General features: G+C 72.0%; 16 protein-coding genes, 1 pseudogene and 1 riboswitch. Of the genes and pseudogenes, 8 read left to right on the plus strand and 9 right to left on the minus strand.

The window, feature by feature from the left end; translation table 11 throughout:
* The first annotated feature begins 463 nt into the window (after positions 1-463).
* A complete protein-coding gene (gene putP / locus OGH68_RS22485; protein ID WP_264246692.1) occupies positions 464-4,042 on the plus strand; it encodes a sodium/proline symporter PutP in 3,579 nt (1,192 codons plus the stop codon).
* 149 nt (positions 4,043-4,191) lie between these two features.
* Here the strand turns inward: putP and rocD are convergent, their stop codons facing one another.
* Positions 4,192-5,397: an ornithine--oxo-acid transaminase gene (gene rocD, locus OGH68_RS22490; protein WP_264246693.1), complete on the minus strand. Its 1,206-nt coding sequence runs from the start codon at positions 5,395-5,397 to the stop codon at positions 4,192-4,194.
* A gap of 148 nt (positions 5,398-5,545) precedes the next feature.
* Positions 5,546-5,636: riboswitch (ZMP/ZTP riboswitch) on the plus strand.
* 43 nt (positions 5,637-5,679) lie between these two features.
* On the opposite strand from rocD, the gene glyA reads away from it, so the two are divergent.
* The gene (gene glyA / locus OGH68_RS22495) at positions 5,680-6,948 is read left to right on the plus strand and encodes a serine hydroxymethyltransferase (RefSeq protein WP_264246694.1); all 1,269 of its coding nucleotides are present in this window, start codon (positions 5,680-5,682) and stop codon (positions 6,946-6,948) included.
* Between the two features lie 363 nt (positions 6,949-7,311).
* Here glyA and OGH68_RS22500 read toward each other — a convergent pair whose 3' ends face one another.
* From OGH68_RS22500 to OGH68_RS22510, 3 genes are all read right to left on the minus strand, one after another.
* Entirely contained in the window at positions 7,312-8,049 is a 738-nt protein-coding gene (locus OGH68_RS22500; protein ID WP_264246696.1) for a hypothetical protein, read from the minus strand.
* Between the two features lie 145 nt (positions 8,050-8,194).
* Entirely contained in the window at positions 8,195-9,205 is a 1,011-nt protein-coding gene (locus OGH68_RS22505) for a hypothetical protein (RefSeq protein WP_264246697.1), read from the minus strand.
* Positions 9,198-9,881 (minus strand): RNA polymerase sigma factor, encoded by a 684-nt coding sequence (locus OGH68_RS22510; protein ID WP_264246699.1) that lies wholly within the window; start codon positions 9,879-9,881, stop codon positions 9,198-9,200. Before OGH68_RS22510 ends, OGH68_RS22505 begins: the two co-directional genes overlap by 8 nt.
* Here OGH68_RS22510 and trpS point away from each other — a divergent pair.
* The 3 genes from trpS (at position 9,880) to OGH68_RS22525 (ending at position 12,739) form a co-directional block, all read left to right on the plus strand.
* Positions 9,880-10,893: a tryptophan--tRNA ligase gene (trpS, locus tag OGH68_RS22515; RefSeq protein ID WP_264246701.1), complete on the plus strand. Its 1,014-nt coding sequence runs from the start codon at positions 9,880-9,882 to the stop codon at positions 10,891-10,893. The genes OGH68_RS22510 and trpS overlap by 2 nt on opposite strands.
* A 117-nt stretch (positions 10,894-11,010) precedes the next feature.
* Complete coding sequence (locus tag OGH68_RS22520; protein WP_264246704.1) at positions 11,011-11,592, plus strand: 2'-5' RNA ligase family protein; 582 nt, start codon at positions 11,011-11,013, stop codon at positions 11,590-11,592.
* Positions 11,593-11,686: 94 nt separating this feature from the next.
* Positions 11,687-12,739, plus strand: a complete 1,053-nt coding sequence (locus OGH68_RS22525; protein ID WP_264246706.1) for a YihY/virulence factor BrkB family protein — start codon at positions 11,687-11,689, stop codon at positions 12,737-12,739.
* Here OGH68_RS22525 and OGH68_RS22530 read toward each other — a convergent pair.
* A complete protein-coding gene (locus tag OGH68_RS22530; protein ID WP_264250217.1) occupies positions 12,687-13,886 on the minus strand; it encodes a D-alanyl-D-alanine carboxypeptidase family protein in 1,200 nt (399 codons plus the stop codon). The genes OGH68_RS22525 and OGH68_RS22530 overlap by 53 nt on opposite strands.
* 178 nt (positions 13,887-14,064) lie before the next feature.
* Between OGH68_RS22530 and OGH68_RS22535 the strand changes: the two genes are divergently transcribed.
* Positions 14,065-14,337 carry an SCO4848 family membrane protein gene (locus OGH68_RS22535; protein WP_264246707.1) on the plus strand — a complete coding sequence of 91 codons (273 nt, stop codon included), beginning with the start codon at positions 14,065-14,067 and terminating at the stop codon, positions 14,335-14,337.
* A 17-nt stretch (positions 14,338-14,354) separates the two neighbouring features.
* Positions 14,355-15,845, plus strand: coding sequence for a metallophosphoesterase (locus tag OGH68_RS22540; RefSeq protein WP_264246708.1), 1,491 nt, complete (start codon positions 14,355-14,357; stop codon positions 15,843-15,845).
* Between the two features lie 24 nt (positions 15,846-15,869).
* Here the strand turns inward: OGH68_RS22540 and OGH68_RS22545 are convergent, their stop codons facing one another.
* From OGH68_RS22545 to OGH68_RS22555, 3 genes are read right to left on the minus strand one after another with little or no spacing between them, the layout of a single operon-like run.
* Positions 15,870-16,592 carry a TetR/AcrR family transcriptional regulator gene (locus tag OGH68_RS22545; RefSeq protein WP_264246709.1) on the minus strand — a complete coding sequence of 241 codons (723 nt, stop codon included), beginning with the start codon at positions 16,590-16,592 and terminating at the stop codon, positions 15,870-15,872.
* A gap of 11 nt (positions 16,593-16,603) precedes the next feature.
* On the minus strand, positions 16,604-17,068 hold the full coding sequence (locus OGH68_RS22550; protein WP_264246710.1) for a thiol-disulfide oxidoreductase DCC family protein: 465 nt from the start codon (positions 17,066-17,068) through the stop codon (positions 16,604-16,606).
* A gap of 5 nt (positions 17,069-17,073) precedes the next feature.
* Positions 17,074-17,529 (minus strand): hypothetical protein, encoded by a 456-nt coding sequence (locus tag OGH68_RS22555; RefSeq protein ID WP_264246712.1) that lies wholly within the window; start codon positions 17,527-17,529, stop codon positions 17,074-17,076.
* 145 nt (positions 17,530-17,674) lie between these two features.
* Here OGH68_RS22555 and OGH68_RS22560 point away from each other — a divergent pair, with 145 nt between their 5' ends.
* Entirely contained in the window at positions 17,675-18,490 is an 816-nt protein-coding gene (locus OGH68_RS22560) for an alpha/beta fold hydrolase (RefSeq protein WP_264246714.1), read from the plus strand.
* Between the two features lie 87 nt (positions 18,491-18,577).
* On the opposite strand, the pseudogene OGH68_RS22565 reads toward OGH68_RS22560, so the two are convergent.
* Positions 18,578-19,426 (minus strand): annotated as a pseudogene (locus OGH68_RS22565) (SMP-30/gluconolactonase/LRE family protein); the annotation flags it as partial.
* Positions 19,427-19,501 lie beyond the last annotated feature (75 nt).

A 19,501-nucleotide genomic window follows, 5' to 3' on the forward strand; every position in this document is an offset into this window, starting at 1 on the left:
CGGGACCTGCCCGATGCCGGGCCGCCGGGCCGCCGGGCCGTCGTACCGGTCCGATGCCGGGCCGCCGGCCGTCGCGTTGCCGCCCCGGCCGTGCCTGCCGCGCCATCGGGCCCACCCGCGCCGCCACGCCGTCCCGGCGTCCGTCGGCCGGTCAGCGTGGTGCGATCCGTTCCAGGCCCCAGTCCAGGTCCTCCTCGCTTCCCCTCTCCCGCCGCGGCGGGACCCGCGTACTCGGCCGAAGTCCACAGCGGGCGCATCCCGGACGGCGAGCCGCCGGGGCGCTGTCGGCGCTCGCGCCATCGGCTGCTGGACTCCATGTCCGGCTCCAGCCGGACGTGGAGCCCGGGGTGAAATTCTCCCCAGCAGCCATCTTCAGCCAAGAATCGGTACATTTGTGCCAGGGTGAGCTGCCGCTCAGCCGACGCTGCTGCTTGCGGTCATCCGCCTCCCGAGCGAGGAAGACATGTCCGACCTGAGCGCGCCGGTCCTGGTCACGTTCATCGTCTATGTGGTGGCCGTGGTCGCGGTGGGAGTCTGGGCGTACGCCCGGACCCGGACCTTTGCCGATTTCGCACTGGGTGGCCGCAGGCTCAGCGCGCCGGTCGCGGCGCTCTCCGCCGGCGCGAGCGACATGTCCGGCTGGCTGTTCCTCGCCCTCCCCGGAGCCGTCTATGCGGCCGGCATCGGCGCGAGCTGGATCGCAGTGGGCCTGGCCGCCGGAACCTATCTGAACTGGCTGCTCGTCGCCCCGAGACTGCGCACGTACACCGAGCGGGCCGGCAACGCCGTCAGCCTGTCGGCCTATCTGGAGGAGCGTTTCGAGGACCGCACCCGGATGCTGCGGATGGTCTCGGCCGCCGTGACCGTCGTGTTCTTCACCGTCTACGTCGCCAGCGGTCTGGTGGCCGGAGGGCTGCTGTTCGAGCAGGTCTTCGACGTCCCCTTCGAACTCGGGGTGCTGCTGACCGCCCTGGTCATCGTGACCTACGCGTGTCTCGGCGGCTTCCTCGCCGTCAGCCTGACACACGTCATGCAGGGCACCTTGATGTTCGTCGCCCTGCTGGTGCTCCCCCTGGTCGGCGTCACGGCGCTCGGGGGCTTCGGTTCCCTGGACGAATCCCTCGACAGCAAGACGCCGAGCCTGCTGGACGTCGGGGCGGAGGCCAATTTCGTCGACGGCCGGTGGACGGCGGGCGGGTCGCTCGGCGCCGTGGCGATCGTGTCGCTGCTCGCCTGGGGCCTCGGCTACTTCGGCCAGCCGCACATCCTGGCCCGCTTCATGGGCATCCGCAGTACCCGGGCGGTCCCGGCGGCCCGGCGCATCGGAACGGTCTGGGTGCTGGTCGTGCTCGCCGGCGCCACGCTCGTGGGCCTCGTGGGGGTCGCGCGGCTCGACACGCCCCTGAACAACCCGGAGACGGTGTTCATCGTCCTGAGCGAGACCCTGCTCAACCCCTGGGTCGCCGGGCTGATGCTGGTCGCCGTGCTGGCCGCGATCATGTCGACGGCGGACAGCCAGCTCCTGGTGTCGTCCGTCGCCCTCACGGAGGACTTCTACCGCGCGTTCCTCAGCCGGCGCGCGTCGGACCGGACGCTGGTGTGGGTGGGCCGCGGGGCCGTGGTGGTGGTGATCCTCGTCGCTTGTGTGATCGCGCTCGGCGGCGGCGGAGTACTGAACATCGTCGCCTACGCCTGGGCCGGTTTCGGCGCGGCGTTCGGGCCGGTCGTCCTGCTGTCGCTGTACTGGCCGCGGATGACCTGGGCGGGGGCCATGGCCGGGATCGTGTCGGGCGCGGCCACGGTGCTCCTGTGGGACCGCATCAATCCGCTGCTGGGGCCGCTCGAGTCGGACATCTACGAGATGGTTCCGGGCGTGCTCGTCGCCACGGTCGCCGCGCTGGTCTTCGGCAGGTTCGTCGGCCGGCCGCCGCAGCGAGCCTTCTGGCGGATGCCGGGGGGCGGGGTCAGCCAGCTGCTGCTCGTACCGTTCCTGTCCGACGCGCCGGTCGGTGTGGCGGTCCTCGACACCGACCTGCGCTACGTCTGGGTGAACAAGATCCTGGGACGGCTGCTCCCCCCGGACCGAAGGCTGGGGCGCCAGGTGAAGGAGGTGTTGCCGCAGCCCGTGGCAGAGGCTTTCGAGGAGAGGATGCGGACCGTCCTGCGGACCGGGGCTCCGGTGATGGACCACGAGTTCCGCGCCGTCGATCATCCCGCGCCCTACCGGGAGCGGGCGTACTCGGCCTCGTTCTTCGGCATGAGGGACCGGCGCGGTCGGCAGGTGGGCGTCTGGTACATGATCATCGACGTCACCGAGCGCCGACGTGCACAGGAGCGCCTCGCCCTCCTGAACGAGGCCAGTGCCCGCATCGGCAGCGCGCTGGATGTGGAGCTGACGGCGCAGGAACTGGCCGACAACGCCGTGCCCGCTCTCGCCGACTTCGTCGCCGTCGACCTGCTGGAGTCGGTCATCAGGGGCGAGGAGCCCGCTCCCGGGCCGGTCGACCTCGGCCCGGTCATCCGCCGCGCGGGGCAGAGATCGGTCCGCAAGGGCAACCCGGAGGCGCGGCTGGCCGTGGGGGAGGTGGTCCAGCGTGCCCCGTCCTCGCCCGTCGCGCGCTGCCTGCTGGAGAGCAGGACCCTGGTGGAGGACCTGGAGCGCTCGCCCGAGGAATGGGTGGCCATGGACCCGTCGCTGGGCTCGGCCATCCGCCGGTTCGACCTCCGCTCGGTGATGGTGGTGCCGGTACGGGCCCGTGGCGTCACGCTGGGCGTGGCGACGTTCGTCCGGTCCGGGCCTCGCACGTGGCCCTTCGAGGAGGACGACGTACGTCTCGCCGAGGAACTCGTCTCCCGTGCCGCCGTGTCCATCGACAACGCGCGCCGCTTCACCCGTGAGCGGACCGCTGCCCGGTCGATGCAGCGCTATCTGCTGCCGCAGGAAGTGACCGGCGGATCCGCGCTGGACGTGGCGTCCTGGTACTGCCCTGCGGACGCGCCGACCGGCGTGGGCGGTGACTGGTTCGACGTGATCCCCCTGTCCGGGGCACGGGTGGCGTTGGTCGTCGGCGACGTGGTCGGGCACGGCATCAACTCCGCGGCGACGATGGGGAGGCTCCGCACGGCGGTGCGCACTCTCGCCAATCTGGACTTTCCCCCCGACGAACTGCTGGCCCACCTGGACGACCTGGTCATCGGCCTCATGCAGTCGTCAGGCAGCGACGAGGCGGCCCGGGCCGAGAACGAGAGTGTGAGCGCCGCGATGATGGGTGCCACCTGCCTGTACGCCGTGTACGACCCGGTCACCGGGATGTGCTGTATGGCCAGGGCCGGTCACCCCCCGCCGGTGATCGTCGCCCCCGACGGCACCGTCGAGTTCCTGGACCTGCCCGCCGGACCGCCGATCGGCCTCGGTTCCCTGCCCTTCGAGTCCGTGGAACTGGAACTGGCCGAGGGCAGCCTGATCGGGCTCTACACCGATGGCCTCGTTCGGGCCCCGAACCGGGACATCGACGTCGGCCTCTCCCGGTTGAGGGAACGGCTCATGGTGCCCGGCCCGTCGCTGCGGGAGATCGGCAACAACGTCGTCGACGCACTGCTGGCCGTCCCGCCGTCCGATGACGCCGCCCTGCTCCTCGCCCGGACCCGTCTGCTGGGATCCGACCGGGTCGCCTCCTGGGACCTGCCCTCGGACCCCGCTGCCGTTGCAGATGCCCGCAGCGTCGCCGCCCGGCAACTGGCGGCATGGGGCTTGGATGACCTGACGTTCACCACGGAGCTGATCGTCAGCGAGCTGGTCACCAACGCCATCCGTCACGCCACCGGGCCCATCGTCCTGAAGCTGATCCGGGACCGCGCCCTGATCTGCGAAGTGTCCGACGCCAGCAGCACCTCGCCCCGCCTTCGTCATGCCCGGACCACGGACGAGGGAGGGCGGGGGCTGCTGATCGTCGCGCAGCTCGCCCGGCGTTGGGGGACGCGTTACACGAACGCCGGGAAGATCATTTGGACGGAGCAGGGCTTCCCCGACCTGCTCGACTGAGCGAGCGACCGCGCCGCGCGAACACGCCTCCGACCAAGAACACGCCTCCGACCAAGAACACGCCTCCGACCAAGAACTTCCCAGCCTTGGAGCCAGTGCGCGGGTGCTGCCGGGCGCCGCGGCGCTGGGCCGCGACGCCCGGTCGTCCGTCAGGCCGTCAGTACGGCGCTGATCCGGTCGAGGCCCCAGTCCAGGTCCTCCTTGCTGATCACCAGCGGCGGGGCGATCCGGATCGTCGGCCCGTGCGTGTCCTTCACCAGCACCCCCAGATCCACCAGCTTCTCCGAGACCTCCCGGCCGGTGCCGTGCTCAGGAGCGATGTCCACACCTGCCCACAGACCGCGCCCGCGCACCGCAGTCACCGCGCCGCTGCCCAGCAGCGAGCCCAGTTCACGGTGGAGATGCTCACCCAGGTCGGCGGCGCGCCGCTGGAACTCACCGGTGCGCAGCATCGCCATGACCTCCAGGGCGACGGCGCAGGCCAGTGGATTCCCGCCGAACGTGGAACCGTGCTCACCCGGCCGGTGGACACCGAGCACCTCGGCCGAGGACACCACGGCGGACACCGGTACCACGCCGCCGCCCAGGGCCTTGCCGAGCACATACATGTCCGGCACCACGTCCTCGTGTTCGCAGGCGAAGGTCCGTCCCGTCCGGCCCAGCCCCGACTGGATCTCGTCCGCGACGAACAGTACGTTCCGCTCACGGGTGATCCTGCGGACGCCGGCGAGGTAGCCGGCGGGCGGGACCAGCACGCCCGCCTCGCCCTGCACGGGCTCCAGCAGTACGGCGACCGTGTTCTCCGTGACCGCCGACTCCAGCGCGGTCAGGTCCCCGTACGGAACGATCTCGAAGCCCGGTGTGTACGGCCCGTAGTCGGCCCGGGCCTCCGGGTCGGTCGAGAAACTGATGAGCGTGGTCGTCCGGCCGTGGAAGTTGTCGGACGCCACGACGATCTTTGCCATGTTGGCCGGCACCCGCTTGACCCGGTAGCCCCATTTGCGGGCGGTCTTGACGGCCGTCTCCACTGCCTCGGCGCCGGTGTTCATCGGCAGGACCATCTCCATGCCGCACAGTTCCGCGAGCTGGGCGCAGAAGTCGCCGAACCGGTCGTGGTGGAAGGCGCGGGAGGTCAGCGTGACCCGTTCGAGCTGCGCCTTGGCCGCCTCGATCAGCCGGCGGTTGCCGTGGCCGAAGTTGAGTGCCGAGTACCCGGCGAGCAGGTCGAGGAAGCGGCGGCCCTCGACATCCGTCATCCAGGCGCCGTCCGCCGTGGCGACGACGACCGGCAACGGGTGGTAGTTGTGCGCGCTGTGCGCCTCGGCAGCGGCGAAGGCGGATGTCGTTCTCGACACGGGTGCTCCGATCGTCGTGTTCGGCTCTCGGCAGGGCGGAACGACCCGGTGCTCCGTCGCGCCCGTCCTCCCCTCCATCGTCGCGCTCCGTCCGCGGCTCGCAGTGTGGACGGCCCGGCGCGCCGCCCGACCGGCCGCTAGTGTGTTCGTCACGCACGGCGACTGGCGTACGGGGAAGCGACCCCGAGGAAGCCGTGCGCGGGTATACGCGCGAGGTGCCGCCCGCCTGGGCACCCCGGGACCACGACCGACGACCACGGATCGCCCCGGAGGACCAATCCCATGACCCTTCCCCTTTCCCATCCCGCGCTGTCCGCGACCGACCCCGAGCTCGCTGCGCTCGTCGGCGCGGAGGAGCGGCTCCAGGCCGACACGCTGCGGCTGATCCCCAGCGAGAACTACGTCTCCCAGGCCGTGCTGGAGGCTTCCGGCACCGTCCTGCAGAACAAGTACAGCGAGGGCTACGCCGGCCGCCGGTACTACGAGGGCCAGCAGAACATCGACCAGGTCGAACTGCTCGCCGTCGCCCGCGCCAAGTCCCTCTTCGGCGTCGAGCACGCCAACGTCCAGCCCTACTCCGGCTCCCCGGCCAACCTCGCCGTCTACCTGGCCTTCGCCGAGCCCGGCGACACCGTGATGGGCATGGCGCTGCCGATGGGCGGCCACCTCACCCACGGCTGGGGCGTCTCCGCCACCGGCCGGTGGTTCCGCGGCGTCCAATACGGCGTGCGCCACGACACCGGCCTCGTCGACTTCGACGAGGTGCGCGACCTGGCCCTCAAGGAACGGCCCAAGGTCATCTTCTGCGGTGGCACCGCACTGCCGCGCACCATCGACTTCGCCGCCTTCGCGGAGATCGCGCGGGAGGCCGGGTCCGTGCTGGTCGCCGATGTCGCGCACATCGCCGGCCTGATCGCGGGCGGCGCCCACCCGTCGCCCGTGCCGCATGTCGACGTCGTCTCCACCACCACCCACAAGACCCTCCGCGGGCCGCGCGGCGCGATGCTCATGTCCCGAGAGGAGCACGCCAAGGCCATCGACAAGGCGGTCTTCCCCGGCCTGCAGGGCGGACCGCACAACCAGACCACCGCTGCGATCGCCGTCGCCCTCCACGAGGCGTCCAGGCCCTCCTTCCGTGACTACGCCGCGCAAGTCGTGGCCAATGCCAAGGCGCTGGCCGGAGAACTCCTCGCCCGGGGCTTCGATCTCGTCTCCGGCGGCACCGACAACCACTTGATCCTGATGGACCTCACCTCCAAGGACGTCCCGGGCAAGGTCGCGGCCAAGGCACTGGACAGGGCCGGGATCGTCGTCAACTACAACACCGTCCCTTACGACCCGAGGAAGCCCTTCGACCCCTCCGGCATCCGTATCGGTACGCCGTCCCTCACCTCCCGTGGTCTCGGTGTCGAGCACATGGCCGCGGTCGCCGCATGGATCGAGCGGGGCGTCGCCGCCGCAGGCAAGGGCGACGAGGACGAGCTCACCGCCATCCGCGCGGAGGTGGCGGAACTGATGAGCGCGTACCCCGCGCCGGGCCTGCCCACGTGACCGAGTGACCTGTGGCTGCCCGGCCCCGGCCCGGACCCACGCGACGCCATGACCCGGACCGGCCCCGTGCCCACCTGCCCCCGTGCCCGCCCAGTCACCTGGCCGGGTGGCCATGTGACCGTGTGACCTCGGGCCGGCGGCCTGCCCATGTGGCCGTGCGGCCCCGTGCCCGCCCGGCCACGCCCCCCGAACCGGCCACGCCCCCCGAACCGGCCACGCCCCCCGAACCGGCCACGCCCCCCGAACCGGTCGCGCGGGCCGGGCCCGGCCCGCGCCTCGCCACTCGCCCGGATGCGACCAGGTAGGTCCTGGGCGTCCCGGTCCGGCCGGGAACGGGCAGCCTCCGCGCCCGAGAGTGCGGGCCTAGTCGTCCAGGAGCTGTTGCCGTGGGCCCGGATCGACGGGCCGTGCGGGGCCGCCGAGGAGCGGGCGCGGCAGGCGGCGCGCCAGGGGGCGGAGGGTGACCGCGAGAGCCGCGCCGGCCGCGAGGCCCGGTACCGACCACCACCAGCCGGTGGTGACCGCCGGGTCCGCCGCGACCGGCAGTGGCTCCTGCTCGGACTCCTCCGCCGCGGTGATCGCGCCGTCCGCCGAGCCCTCCACCACGCTCTCGTCCTGCTCCCAGGCGGGCGAGTACCCGGCCCCGCCGCCCCCGGACGGCGACTTCGCCCCCATCAATCCCAGCTTGGACAGCAGCCCGGTCAGCTCTTCCGGATTCCCCGCCCGGTACCACGTGTCCTGCTTGGCGCCGGTCTCGATCGACGTGTTTATCCACACGGCGTCCGCCCCCTCGGCCGGATACACACGGTCGACCCGCCACGGCTGCACATCGTGGATCATCCAGGTCACATTGATCAGCCTCGTCCCGGCCGCCATGTCCAGCGACGGTGGCCGCTCCGTGTGTCCGTCCGTCCCGGCGGGGCCCAGCAGGGCCATCAGCTTCTCGTACTCAGCGTCGGTGTAGTACAGCGCGGTGATCTCACCGCTCTCCGGCGAGGAGAGCAGCACGCTCGTCGGCCCGCCCGCCGCAGCGCCGGGCGCGAACGCCCAGGTCAGTGCGAGCAGCGCCACCAGTGCGGCAAGTCGTCGTAACAGTCGCATACTTCCCCCAGCCGACGTCCGGCCCGGACCCTCCGGCCCGCGTCACCTCTGGTACACCGCCCGACCGCCGGAGGTTCCACCCTCGGGCCGGGAATCCCGGAATCAGTGCCGGTCCCGCACCGCCGGTCCTCATCACCGCAGGCCCCTACCGTGCCGACTCGGCGATCTCCTTGGCCCGCTGCACCGACGCCACGCCCTCCAGCCGCAGCGTGGTGTTTCCGTCCCCGCTCGTCCACAGCAGGGTCGGGCCCGCCGTCCGTTCCGCGCGCACCCAGCCCTCGCCGCGTACGTCGGTCATCCCGAAGCGCAGCCGGTGAGGCTCTTCGAACCACAGCCCTGTCCGCGATTCTGTTCCCGCCCCCGTTTCCGTCCCGTCGTCGGCGAGGGGCACCCACCGGGGCATCAGCCGGGCCTGTTTGGCGAAGCCGAGGTCCAGCCTCGCCGGGAACTCGTCCAGCCGGACCGTACGGCCGTTCTCCCGCCAGCACAGGCTCACCACCGAACGCCCCTGCGATCCCACGGTCACCGACACGGCGTCCGGATCGCCGAGCGTGCCCGGCACCCGGGGCGTGAAGCCGGCCAGCCGGCCGGCCTCTGCCGGAGCGACCGGGTCCGTGCACCACGGCACGGCCGAGGCCGCCCGCGGCGGCGCCGTCGGGTCGTGGCGCACCTCGACGCCGCCGAAGCCGAACCACTCGGCGACCCCTGCCCGCACCGGCGGGGTGAGCACCATGACCACCAGCACGCCGGAGAGGCCCACGGACACCGCACGCCACCGTCTGCGCAGCCACCGCACCACCCGGCGCGGGAACAGCCCTCGCGGCCCACGCCCCCCACGCAGCGGCCCACGCCCCCCACGCAGCCGTCCCGGCCCACGCAGCGGCCCGCGTCGCCGCACCGGCGGCGGGGCCGGCGCTGCCGACTCGGCGAGGAGCTGGGCGAGCACCCGCTCGGCCATCGTCTCGCCGTCCACGTCCGGGATCCGGACTCCGCGCCCCAGCCGGCGCAGCTCCTCCGCGAGCCCTTGGGCAGACTCCTCGGGGGACTCCTTCGCCGATTCCTCCGCCGATTCCTCCGTCGGCTCCTTGTGCCGGCGGCCGTCCTCCGCGCCCGCCGCAGCGGAACGCTCCTCACGGCCACCGTCCCCGTCAGCCATGCCCCTCACCTTCCTCACCTCCCTCACCGCCTATGCGCTCCGCCAGCCGTGCCAGCGCGCGGTTCAGCCGGGACTTCACCGTGCCCCGCGGGCAGCCGAGCGCCTCGGCCGTCTCCGCCTCGTCCATCTCCAGCAGATAGCGGTGGACGACGACCTGCCGCTGCTCCTCACTCAGCTCCGCCAGCGCCGTCAGCAGCAGCCCCCGCCGCTCACGGGCCACGGCCGCCAGCGCCGGATCCGCCGACTCCGGTATCAGCGGCTCGGCGGCGAGCAGCAGTGCCTCCCGGTCGGCGACCGCACGCAGCCGCACCGCGGAACGGACGGTGTTCCTCGTTTCATTGGCCACGATCCGCAGCAGCCACGGCCGGAACGCCGCCCCGTCCCGGAAGCGCCCCAGTGCCTGGTACGCCTTGAGGAACGCGCTCTGCACCACGTCCTCCGCGTCCGCGCCCGCCCCGAAGACCACCGCGGCGCGCAGCGCGACGGCCGTGTGCGCGCGGACCAGCTCCGCGTACGCCTCCGGCTCTCCGGCGCGCACACGGGCGATCACCGCGCCCTCGGCGTCGACGATGCGGCCCCCCTCCGGACCCCGCTCGAGGGTCCCCTCCCGCGTCCTCACACCTTTGATACACCGGCGGCCGGAGATCGGTTCCACACCTGAGAGAATGGTGTGCATGGCCTCTGACCGACCCCGTGTGCTCTCCGGAATCCAGCCCACCGCAGGCTCGTTCCACCTCGGCAACTACCTCGGTGCCGTCCGCCAGTGGGTGGCGCTGCAGGAGTCCCACGACGCGTTCTACATGGTCGTGGACCTGCATGCGATCACGATCCCGCAGGACCCCGCCGAGCTGCGTGCGAACATCCGCCTCGCGGCCGCCCAGTTGCTCGCCGCCGGCCTCGACCCCGAGCGCTGCACCCTCTTCGTACAGAGCCATGTGCCCGAGCACGCACAGCTCGCCTGGGTGATGAACTGCTTCACCGGCTTCGGCGAGGCCTCCCGGATGACGCAGTTCAAGGACAAGTCCGCCAAGCACGGCGCCGACCGGGCCTCCGTGGGCCTGTTCACCTACCCGATCCTGCAGGTCGCGGACATCCTGCTGTATCAGGCCAACGAGGTCCCGGTCGGGGAGGACCAGCGGCAGCACATCGAGCTCACCCGCGATCTGGCGGAGCGGTTCAACGGCCGCTTCGGCCCGACGTTCACCGTCCCGAAGCCGCACATCCTGAAGGAGGTCGCGAAGATCTACGACCTCCAGGACCCGTCGGTCAAGATGAGCAAGTCGGCCTCCACGCCCAAGGGCCTGGTCAACCTGCTCGACGAGCCGAAGACCACCGCGAAGAAGGTGAAGAGCGCGGTCACCGACACCGACACGGTGATCCGCTTCGACGCCGAGGAGAAGCCGGGCGTAAGCAACCTGCTCACCATCTACTCCACCCTCACGGGTACGGCGATCGCCGATCTGGAGCAGAAGTACGAGGGCAAGGGCTACGGTGCGCTCAAGACCGACCTCGCCGAGGTGATGGTGGACTTCGTCACACCCTTCCGGGCCCGTACACAGGAGTACCTGGACGACACGGAGACGCTGGACTCCATCCTGGCCAAGGGCGCGGAGAAGGCACGTGCGGTCGCCGCGGAGACCCTGGCCGACACGTACGACAAGTTGGGATTCGTCCCCGCGAAGCACTGAGCCGGGACCAGCCGCAGGGTCCGTGACCAAGGACTCTGGCCACACCGAGGGTGCAGCCGCCACACTGGCGGCTGCACACCCGCTCACCGATCCGCCCCGACATCTGAGGAGAACGACGTGGGGACCGTAACGCTCGGCGTTTCGATCGCGGTCCCGGAGCCCTACGGCAGCCTGCTCCAGGAGCGGCGCGCGGGCTTCGGGGATCCCGCCGCGCACGGCATTCCCACCCACGTCACCCTCCTGCCGCCCACCGAGGTCGACTCCTCCCTGCTGCCCGCCGTGGAGGCGCACCTGGAGGCCGTCGCGTCGGCGGGCCGGCCGTTCCCGATGCGGCTCTCCGGCACCGGCACCTTCCGCCCGCTGTCTCCCGTCGTCTTCGTCCAGGTCGTCGAGGGCGGCGCGGCCTGCAGCTGGCTGCAGAAGCGGGTGCGGGACGCGTCCGGGCCGCTGGTGCGGGAGCTGCAGTTCCCCTACCACCCGCATGTGACGGTGGCGCACGGCATCTCCGAGGACGCGATGGACCGTGCCTACGAGGAGCTGGCCGAGTACCGCGCGGAGTGGACCTGCGCCTCCTTCGCGCTCTACGAGCAGGGCGCGGACGCGGTGTGGCGCAAGCTCAGCACCTACACCTTCGGGGGCGGCGTCACCGGTGTGCCCCCGCAGGGCGCCCCGGTCGACGAGCACGCCACCACCCTCTGAGGCACGCCCCCGGCGGTCGTCACGCAGCGTGGCATCCGCAGGCCCCGGCGTGCCGCCGGGCCTGCCGTGCAGGACGGCGGGTAGGCGTACTCGCATGGACTGGCTGATCAAGCTCCCCGTCGTCGGCCCGCTCGTGCAGCGGTTGATGCGTACCCACGCCTGGCGGTCGTACGAGACGCTCGACCGGGTCCACTGGACGCGTCTCGCGGCCGCGGTCACGTTCCTCAGCTTCCTGGCGCTCTTCCCGCTGATCACCGTCGCCGCGGCGATCGTCGCCGCCGCGCTCGACCAGCAGGCGCTGGACAAGCTCGACGAGAAGCTGTCCGACCAGGTGCCCGGCATCTCCGACCAGCTCGACATCGACGGTCTCGTCGCCAACGCCGGCACGGTCGGTGTCGTCGCCGGCGCGCTGCTGCTGCTCATGGGCGTCGGCTGGGTCGGCTCGATGCGGGAGTGCCTGCGGGCCGTGTGGGAGCTCGACGACGAGGACGAGGGCAATCCGGTGGTCCGGAAGCTCAAGGACGTGGGGGTGCTGGCCGGACTCGGCGGCATCGGCCTGGCCTCGTTCGCCGCCTCGGCGCTCGGCTCCACGACGGTCGGCTGGACCGCCGACCGGCTGGGCCTGGAGGGCGGCGGGATCGGCGGGGTACTGCTGCAGATCGCCGCCGTCGCCGTGGGTGTGCTCGCGAACTTCCTGATCCTGCTCTACGTGCTGACCATGCTGCCCGGCGTCCAGCCGCCGCGCCGCCGGCTGGTCGTGGCGGCGCTGATCGGCGCGGTCGGCTTCGAACTGCTCAAGCTGCTGCTCGGCAGCTACATCAGCGGTGTCGCGTCACGCAGCATGTACGGTGCCTTCGGCGTCCCGATCGCCCTGCTGCTGTGGATCAACTTCACGGCGAAGCTGCTGCTGTTCTGCGCCGCGTGGACGGCCACGCCGAGCCTCGACGAGGACGCCGCCGACGAGAAGCGTGCCGACGAGCCCCCGGCCGGCGAGAGGCCCGCCGACGAGCCCCCGGCCGACGACGAGCCCGTCGGCGGGAAGCCCGCCGACGACAGGCCTGTCGTCAGGAAGCCGACCGGCGGTCGGGGCCCCGCTACGGGCGCGGCTCCTGGCGCGGCCGGTCCGGCAGCGGCCACCGGCGCCTGAGCAGGAACATCGCGGCCCCGAGACCTGCCAGCACGGCGCCGGCGATGCTCAGTGCGACGCCCATGCCGCTCGAGCCGGTCTGCGAGGCGGCGACCGGTTCGGCGGCCTCGTCCTTGCCCCCGTCGTTCTTGGCGGGCTCCGGGGCGGGGGACGTCGCAGGCTGTGCCGACGCCGGCGGGACGAGTTCACCCACCGGGGTCACTTTGCCGGCCGCCGCGAACCCCCAGTCGAGCAGCCTGCCCGCCTCCTTGTAGACGGCCATGCTCTCGTCCGACTCCGGGTGCATGACGGTGACGAGCAGCACCTTGCCGTTGCGCTCCGCGACCCCGGTGAACGTCGAGCCGGCCTGGGTGGTGGTGCCGTTCTTGACGCCGGCGATGCCCTTGTACGGGGTGACGCCGTTCGCGCCGGTGAGCAGCCGGTTGGTGTTCTGGATCTTGAACGTCTCGCGCTTCTTGCCCTTCTTCTGCTCGCCCGGGAAGTCGGCGCTCACCGTCGAGCAGTACTCGCGGAAGTCCTTCTTCTGCATGCCGCTGCGCGCGATCAGCGTCAGGTCGTACGCGGACGACACCTGGCCGGGGGCGTCGTAACCGTCGGGGGAGACGACCTTGGTGTCGAGTGCCTGCAGTTCCTCCGCGTGCTCCTGCATGTCCGCGACGGTCTGGTCCACGCCGTTGTTCATCGCCGACAGGACATGGACGGCGTCGTTGCCGGAACGCAGGAAGACCCCCAGCCACAGGTCGTGGACCGTGTAGGTGTGGTTCTCCTTGATCCCGACCAGGCTGCTCCCCGCGCCGAGGTCGGCGAGCTCTTCCGGGGCGACCTTGTGCACGGTCGTCTTCGGCAGCTTGGGCAGCAGTGTGTCCGCGAAGAGCATCTTCATCGTCGACGCGGGAGGCAGCCGCCAGTGCGCGTTGTGGGAGGCGAGCACGTCTCCGCTCTCCGCGTCCGCGACGATCCAGGACCGGCCGGTGACCCCCTTGGGGATCACCGGCGCTCCGGGGCCCAGCCGGACCTGTGTGCCCGGCTTGGCGAGCTGCGCGCCGCCGACCGAGGACATGACAGCCGGAGGCTTCGGCTTCTTCCGGCCCGGGTTCTCGTCGTGCGTGGCCGCGAAGGACGGGACAGCGGTCATCGCGGGCAGCATCGCGGCGGCGAGGACCGTCAAGGCGGCCCGTCGCGCGGTGGTTTTCAGAGCAGACACGGACGAGAACGTACAGGGCCCCGTTGAAAATATGGAGATCGGCCCGCTGTTCGGCGTGAACTGACGCCGGGACAGACCACCCCGGAGAACCCGGCCGGGGGACGGCCGCGATACTGGGCTCATGAAGCTCAGCCGCTCCGTCTCCTGGTTCCTGCTCGCGTTCGGGGTGTGGAGCTGGTTCATCTGGATCACTTTCGTCAAGAACCTGTGGCAGGACGCCAGCGGGCTCGCCTTCGACGACGCGGGTGATCCCACCGGTTACTTCTGGGTCCATCTGCTGCTCGCCGTCACGTCCTTTGTTCTGGGGACGGTCATCGGAGTCATCGGGTTGCGCGGTGTGCGCGCCCTGCGCCGTGAGCACGGCCAGGGAACCCGGGGAACAAGGAACGGCTAGGGGACGGGGAGCGGATCGTGGCGGCAGTCGTCGTGCTCGTGATCATTCTGGTCGTCGCCCTGCTCGCCGGGGTGCACTGGTACGTGTGGCGGCGGCTGGTCCGCGACACGACCGCGCGGGGCACAGCCGCGCGAAGAATCGGTACGGCGGCGGTCTGGGTCCTGCCCCTGCTGTCCTTCGCGGCCCTCGCGTCGGGCCGGTCCGGTGCGCCGTTCTGGCTGGAGCGGATCCTGGCGTGGCCGGGGTACCTCTGGCTCGCGGTGCTGCTCTACCTGGTCCTGGCGCTGGTCGTGGGCGAGGCGGTCCGGCCCCTGCTCCTCCGGGTCCTGGAGCGGCGTGCCGCCGGTGCGGATCACCCGAACGAGACCGCGGCCCCTTCGACGCCGCCGGCGTCCGCGACTGTGCCGGTCCGGCCCGAAGGGCCCGCCGCCTCTGCGAACGACACGCCGGTCCCCGCCGGGACCGCCGCCTCACCTGAAGCGGCCGCCCCTGGCGAGTCGGCCCGTCCGGCGGGCGCCGCGGTCGCCGTCGACGCCGCGCCGCCGACCGGGCAGGCGGCCGGCCCTGAAGAGGGCACAGCCGCCGCAGGCGACGCGCCGCGCACCGGCGACGCGCCGGGCGCCGCCGCAGGCGCCCAGGACGTGGCAGCCCCCGACCGGGCCCGGCCGGCAGGCGCGGCCGTGTCGCGGCGGCTGTTCGTGTCGCGGATCGTCGGCGGCGCGGCCGCCGCCGCCGCGCTGGGGACCGTCGGACACGGCACGTACGGCGTCCTGGGCGGCCCCCGCGTCAAGCGCGTCACCGTTCCGCTCGCCAAGCTGCCGCGCGCCGCCCACGGCTTCCGTGTCGCCGTCGTCAGCGACATCCACCTCGGACCGATACTCGGCCGGGCCCACACACAGCGCATCGTCGACTCGATCAACGCCACCCAGCCCGACCTCGTCGCCGTCGTCGGCGACCTGGTGGACGGCTCGGTCGCCGACCTCGGGCCGGCGGCCGAGCCGCTTGCGCAGCTCCGCTCCCGCCACGGCTCGTTCTTCGTGACCGGCAACCACGAGTACTTCTCCGGCGCCGACGAGTGGGTCGACCACGTCCGTGAGCTCGGTCTGCGTCCGCTGCGCAACGAGCGTGTCGAGATGGCCGGCGGCTTCGACCTCGCGGGCGTCGACGACGTGGCCGGGGAGGACGAGGGCCAGGGCCCCGACTTCGTACGGGCCCTCGGCGACCGCGACCGTTCCCGCGCGGCCGTGCTCCTCGCGCACCAGCCAGTCGTCATCCACGACGCCGTCGAGCACGGTGTGGACCTGCAACTGTCCGGTCACACGCACGGCGGACAGCTCTGGCCGGGCAATCTGCTGGCCGGGCTGGCCAACCCCACCGTTGCCGGCCTGGAGCGCTACGGCGACACCCAGCTGTACGTCAGCCGTGGCGCGGGCGCGTGGGGCCCGCCGGTGCGCGTCGGGGCGCCGTCCGACATCACCGTCGTGGAGCTCGCGTCGCGCCAGGCGTAGCCGCCGCCACCCGCGGGCCGGGCCTCAGGCCTTCTTGCGGGCGGCCGCGGTCTGCGCCATGCCGGGCAGGAAGTCCGTGAACAGCTCGTGCACGTCGTGGACGAGCGGGCGCAGCACCCGGAAGCGGGCGAGCGCCACGCCCCGGGCGGTCAGCCGGGCGCCGCGCTGGGCGAGACGCCTGCTGCGTTCGCTGTTCTCGGAGCGGTCGAAGACCCAGTACAGGACCAGGCCCATCTGGGAGAGCCACATCAACTCCGGCAGGACCTCCCGCAGTTCCTCCGCCACCTTCGACTTCGACCCGGCCAGCACCTCGCGGTGGACGTCGATGGCGGTCTCGCGGGCGTGCTCTGACTCGGGGGAGAAGGGGCTGAGCGGGCTCTCCGGGTCGGCCGCGTTCTTGAAGAACTGGGCCGAGAACTCGTGGTACGGCGCGGCGATGTCGAGCCAGGCGGTGAGCACCCCGGCCAGCCGGGACTCGAGGTCGGTCTCCTTGTCCAGTACGGGCCGCACCGCCGCCTGGTGCTCGGCGGCGATCCGGTCGTAGAAGCCCTGGACGAGGTGTTCCTTGGAGCCGAAGTAGTAGTAGGCGTTCCCCACCGAGACTCCGGCCTCCTTGGCGATGGCCCGCATCGTCGTCTTGTCGTAACCGCGTTCCTGGAAGAGCCGGAGCGCCGTCTCGAGGATGAGCGTGCGGGTCTGTTCGCTCTTGGGGGCCTTCGCTTCGGTAGGGTCGTTCGCTTCAGTCACGGTGCCCGAGCCTAGTCGGGTACCGAACACCGGTCGCCGCAGGGAGCGGTGCCCATGCCTCCGGAGCCCGCATCCGCCCCCGCGCCGCCCGCCCCGGCACCGCCCGCCCCCGCGCGACCCGCTCCGATCGCCTCGCGGTACCTGGCCGCCGCGAGCATCGTGACGCGCACGAAGGGCGCGCCCGCCTCAGTGGCGAGCCAGTGGGCCTTGGGCCGGTGTTCGGCCAGGGCCCAGAGGCAGACGATCCAGGCGGCCTGACCCGAGTAGATCTGGCCCCGGTCGCCGATGACGGTGATCTCGCGCATGGTCCGGGCGTGATCGAGCTCCGGGTATCTGCGCCGTGCCTCGGCCGACCCCGCGGGCACCAGGCGCAGCGGCACGAGCTGCGGCTGCCGCAGCAGCCAGCCCCGCAGATGTACGCACAGGGAGCAGCCGGCGTCGTAGAGGACCGTCAGCGACCGGATCGCGATGCTCATCGATGTCACGCCCCGGCGGGGCCGGCGGCGGGACCCGCGGCGGGCGCGGCCCACGGGCCCGCGGCGGACTGTGGTGTCCAGCCCTGGGGGCCGACCGGCGGGGTCTGCTCGCGCTCCATGACCCGGCGGCGGCGGATCTTGTTGAGCACATAGACGTTGCCGAGGTGCATGACGCCGAGGACGAGCAGCACCACGCCGATCTTGACCGACAGGGCCTCGAAGAGGCCGCGGGCCTCGGTGATCTCGTCGGCGGACTTGAGGTAGAGCGCCACGAAGCCGAGGTTGACGAGGTAGAAGCCGACCACCAGAAGGTGGTTCACGGCGTCCGCGAGCTTCTCGTCCCCCTTGAGCACGTCGGCGAGGAAGATCCGTCCGTTCTTGCTGAGGGTGCGAGCGACCCAGACGGTGAGTCCGATGCTGATCAGCAGGTAGGCGACGTACGCGACAACAGTGAGGTCCATGCCCCACCTCCCTTGAACATGTTCAAAAGCTGACGGTCATGACTGTAGACCTGTCTTTGAACATGTTCAAGTGGGTGCCGTGCCTGGCGCGGACAGGCGGAAAAGGCAGAGCGCGGAGGAGGGTCAGGGTCGTAACGTCACCCGGATGACGCTGTCTTATGACGAAGCCGGTGAAGGCCCTCCGGTCGTCCTGCTCCACTCCTCCGTGTGCGACCGGCGCATGTGGGACGCGCAGTTCCGGTCGCTGGCGGCCGCCGGGCACCGCGTGGTGCGCTGCGACTTCCGCGGCTACGGTGCGACGCCCGTGGCCGACCGCCCCTACGCGGACGCAGGCGACGTTCTCGGCCTGATGGATGCCCTCGGTGTCGAACGGGCAGCCCTGGTCGGGTCCTCCTTCGGCGGCCGGGTCGCCCTGCTGGCGGCGGCCGCTGCCCCGGAGCGGGTGTCCGCGCTGGCGCTGCTGTGCGCCGCCCCGCTCCCCGGCCAGGAGCAGAGCGCCGAACTGGCCGCCTTCGACGCCCGTGAGGACGCGCTCTTCGAGACGCGCGACCTCGCCGGCGCGGCCGCGCTGAACGTGGCCACCTGGCTCGGCCCTGACGCGGACGAGGCGGCGAGGGGCGCCGTGTACGAGATGCAGCTCCACGCCTTCGAGGTGCAGACGGCGGCGGAGGAGGCCGTGGAGACCGAGGGCGCGCCTCATGTCCTGTCCGGCGGCAGGGTCACGGGGCTGCCCGACTTCTCGGCGTTCGCCTCACCCTGCCTCGCGGTGTCCGGCGCCCACGACCTGCCGGACTTCCGCCGGGCCGCGGCCCGCGTCCCGGCGCTGCTGCCGAACGCCCGTCACCTCGAACTCCCCTGGGCCGGCCACCTCCCGTCCCTGGAACGGCCTGGCGAGACGGGCGCGCTGCTGACCGGTTTCCTGGCCGGAGCGGCACTCCCGGCGGCCGTGAACGCCGCCTGAGCCGGAGCCCGCCCTGGTGCGGGCCCTCGAGCCGGAACCCGCCCCGGTGCGGGCGGCTGCGTCCGGGCCCGCACCGGGGCGGGCGGCTCAGGCGCGGCGGATGCGCGGGGCGCCGGTCACGGAGAGGACCAGGGAGTACAGCGAGGTCGTGGCCGTGATGAACAGACGGTTGTTCTTGGGGCCGCCGAAGGCGATGCTGGAGACGGCCTCGGGGACGCGGATGCGGCCGATGAGGGTGCCGACGGGGTCGTAGCAGTGGATGCCGCCGTGCATCGCCGCCACCCACAGCCGGCCGTCGTCGTCGAAGCGGATGTTGTCGAACCGGTCGTCGTCGCCCGTCGCCTCGGCGAACACCTTCCCGTCGTCGAGTGTGCCGTCGTCGCGGGCATCGAAGACGCGGATGTGGCCGGCGACGGTGTCGGACACGTACAACTGCCGCTCGTCGAGGGAGGAGACCAGGCCGTTGGGGCCGCCGAAGCCGTCGGCGACCCGTCGTACGGCACCGGTCGACGGATCGATCCGGTAGACGTCGCGGCCGTCCATCTCCGGCTCGGCCCGGTGGCCCTCGTAGTCGCTGGTGATGCCGAACGTGGGGTCGGAGAACCAGATCGAGCCGTCGGAGCGCACCACCGCGTCGTTGGGGCTGTTGCAGCGCCTGCCCTCGAAGCGGTCGGCGAGGACGGTGATCCTGCCGTCCGCCTCGGAGCGGGTGACCCGGCGGTTGCCCTGTTCGCACGAGATCAGCCGGCCCTCGCGGTCGAGCGTGTTGCCGTTGCTGTGGCCGGCGGGGGAGCGGAAGAGGCCGATCGCGCCGCTCTGTTCGTCCCAGCGCGGCATGCGGTCGTTCGGTATGTCGCTCCAGATCAGCTGGCGCCAGACCGGGAGGTAGACCGGCCCCTCGGCCCGGCGGCAGTCCCCGTGCAGCCGCTCGAGCCGGGTCGTCGGCCTGGAAGAGGGATTGGGCGGACGTCTTCGCCGCGATCCCGGAGATCCAGGAAGCGCACGTCATCG

The sequence above is a fragment of the Streptomyces peucetius genome, assembly GCF_025854275.1.
GTDB lineage: Bacteria > Actinomycetota > Actinomycetes > Streptomycetales > Streptomycetaceae > Streptomyces > Streptomyces peucetius_A.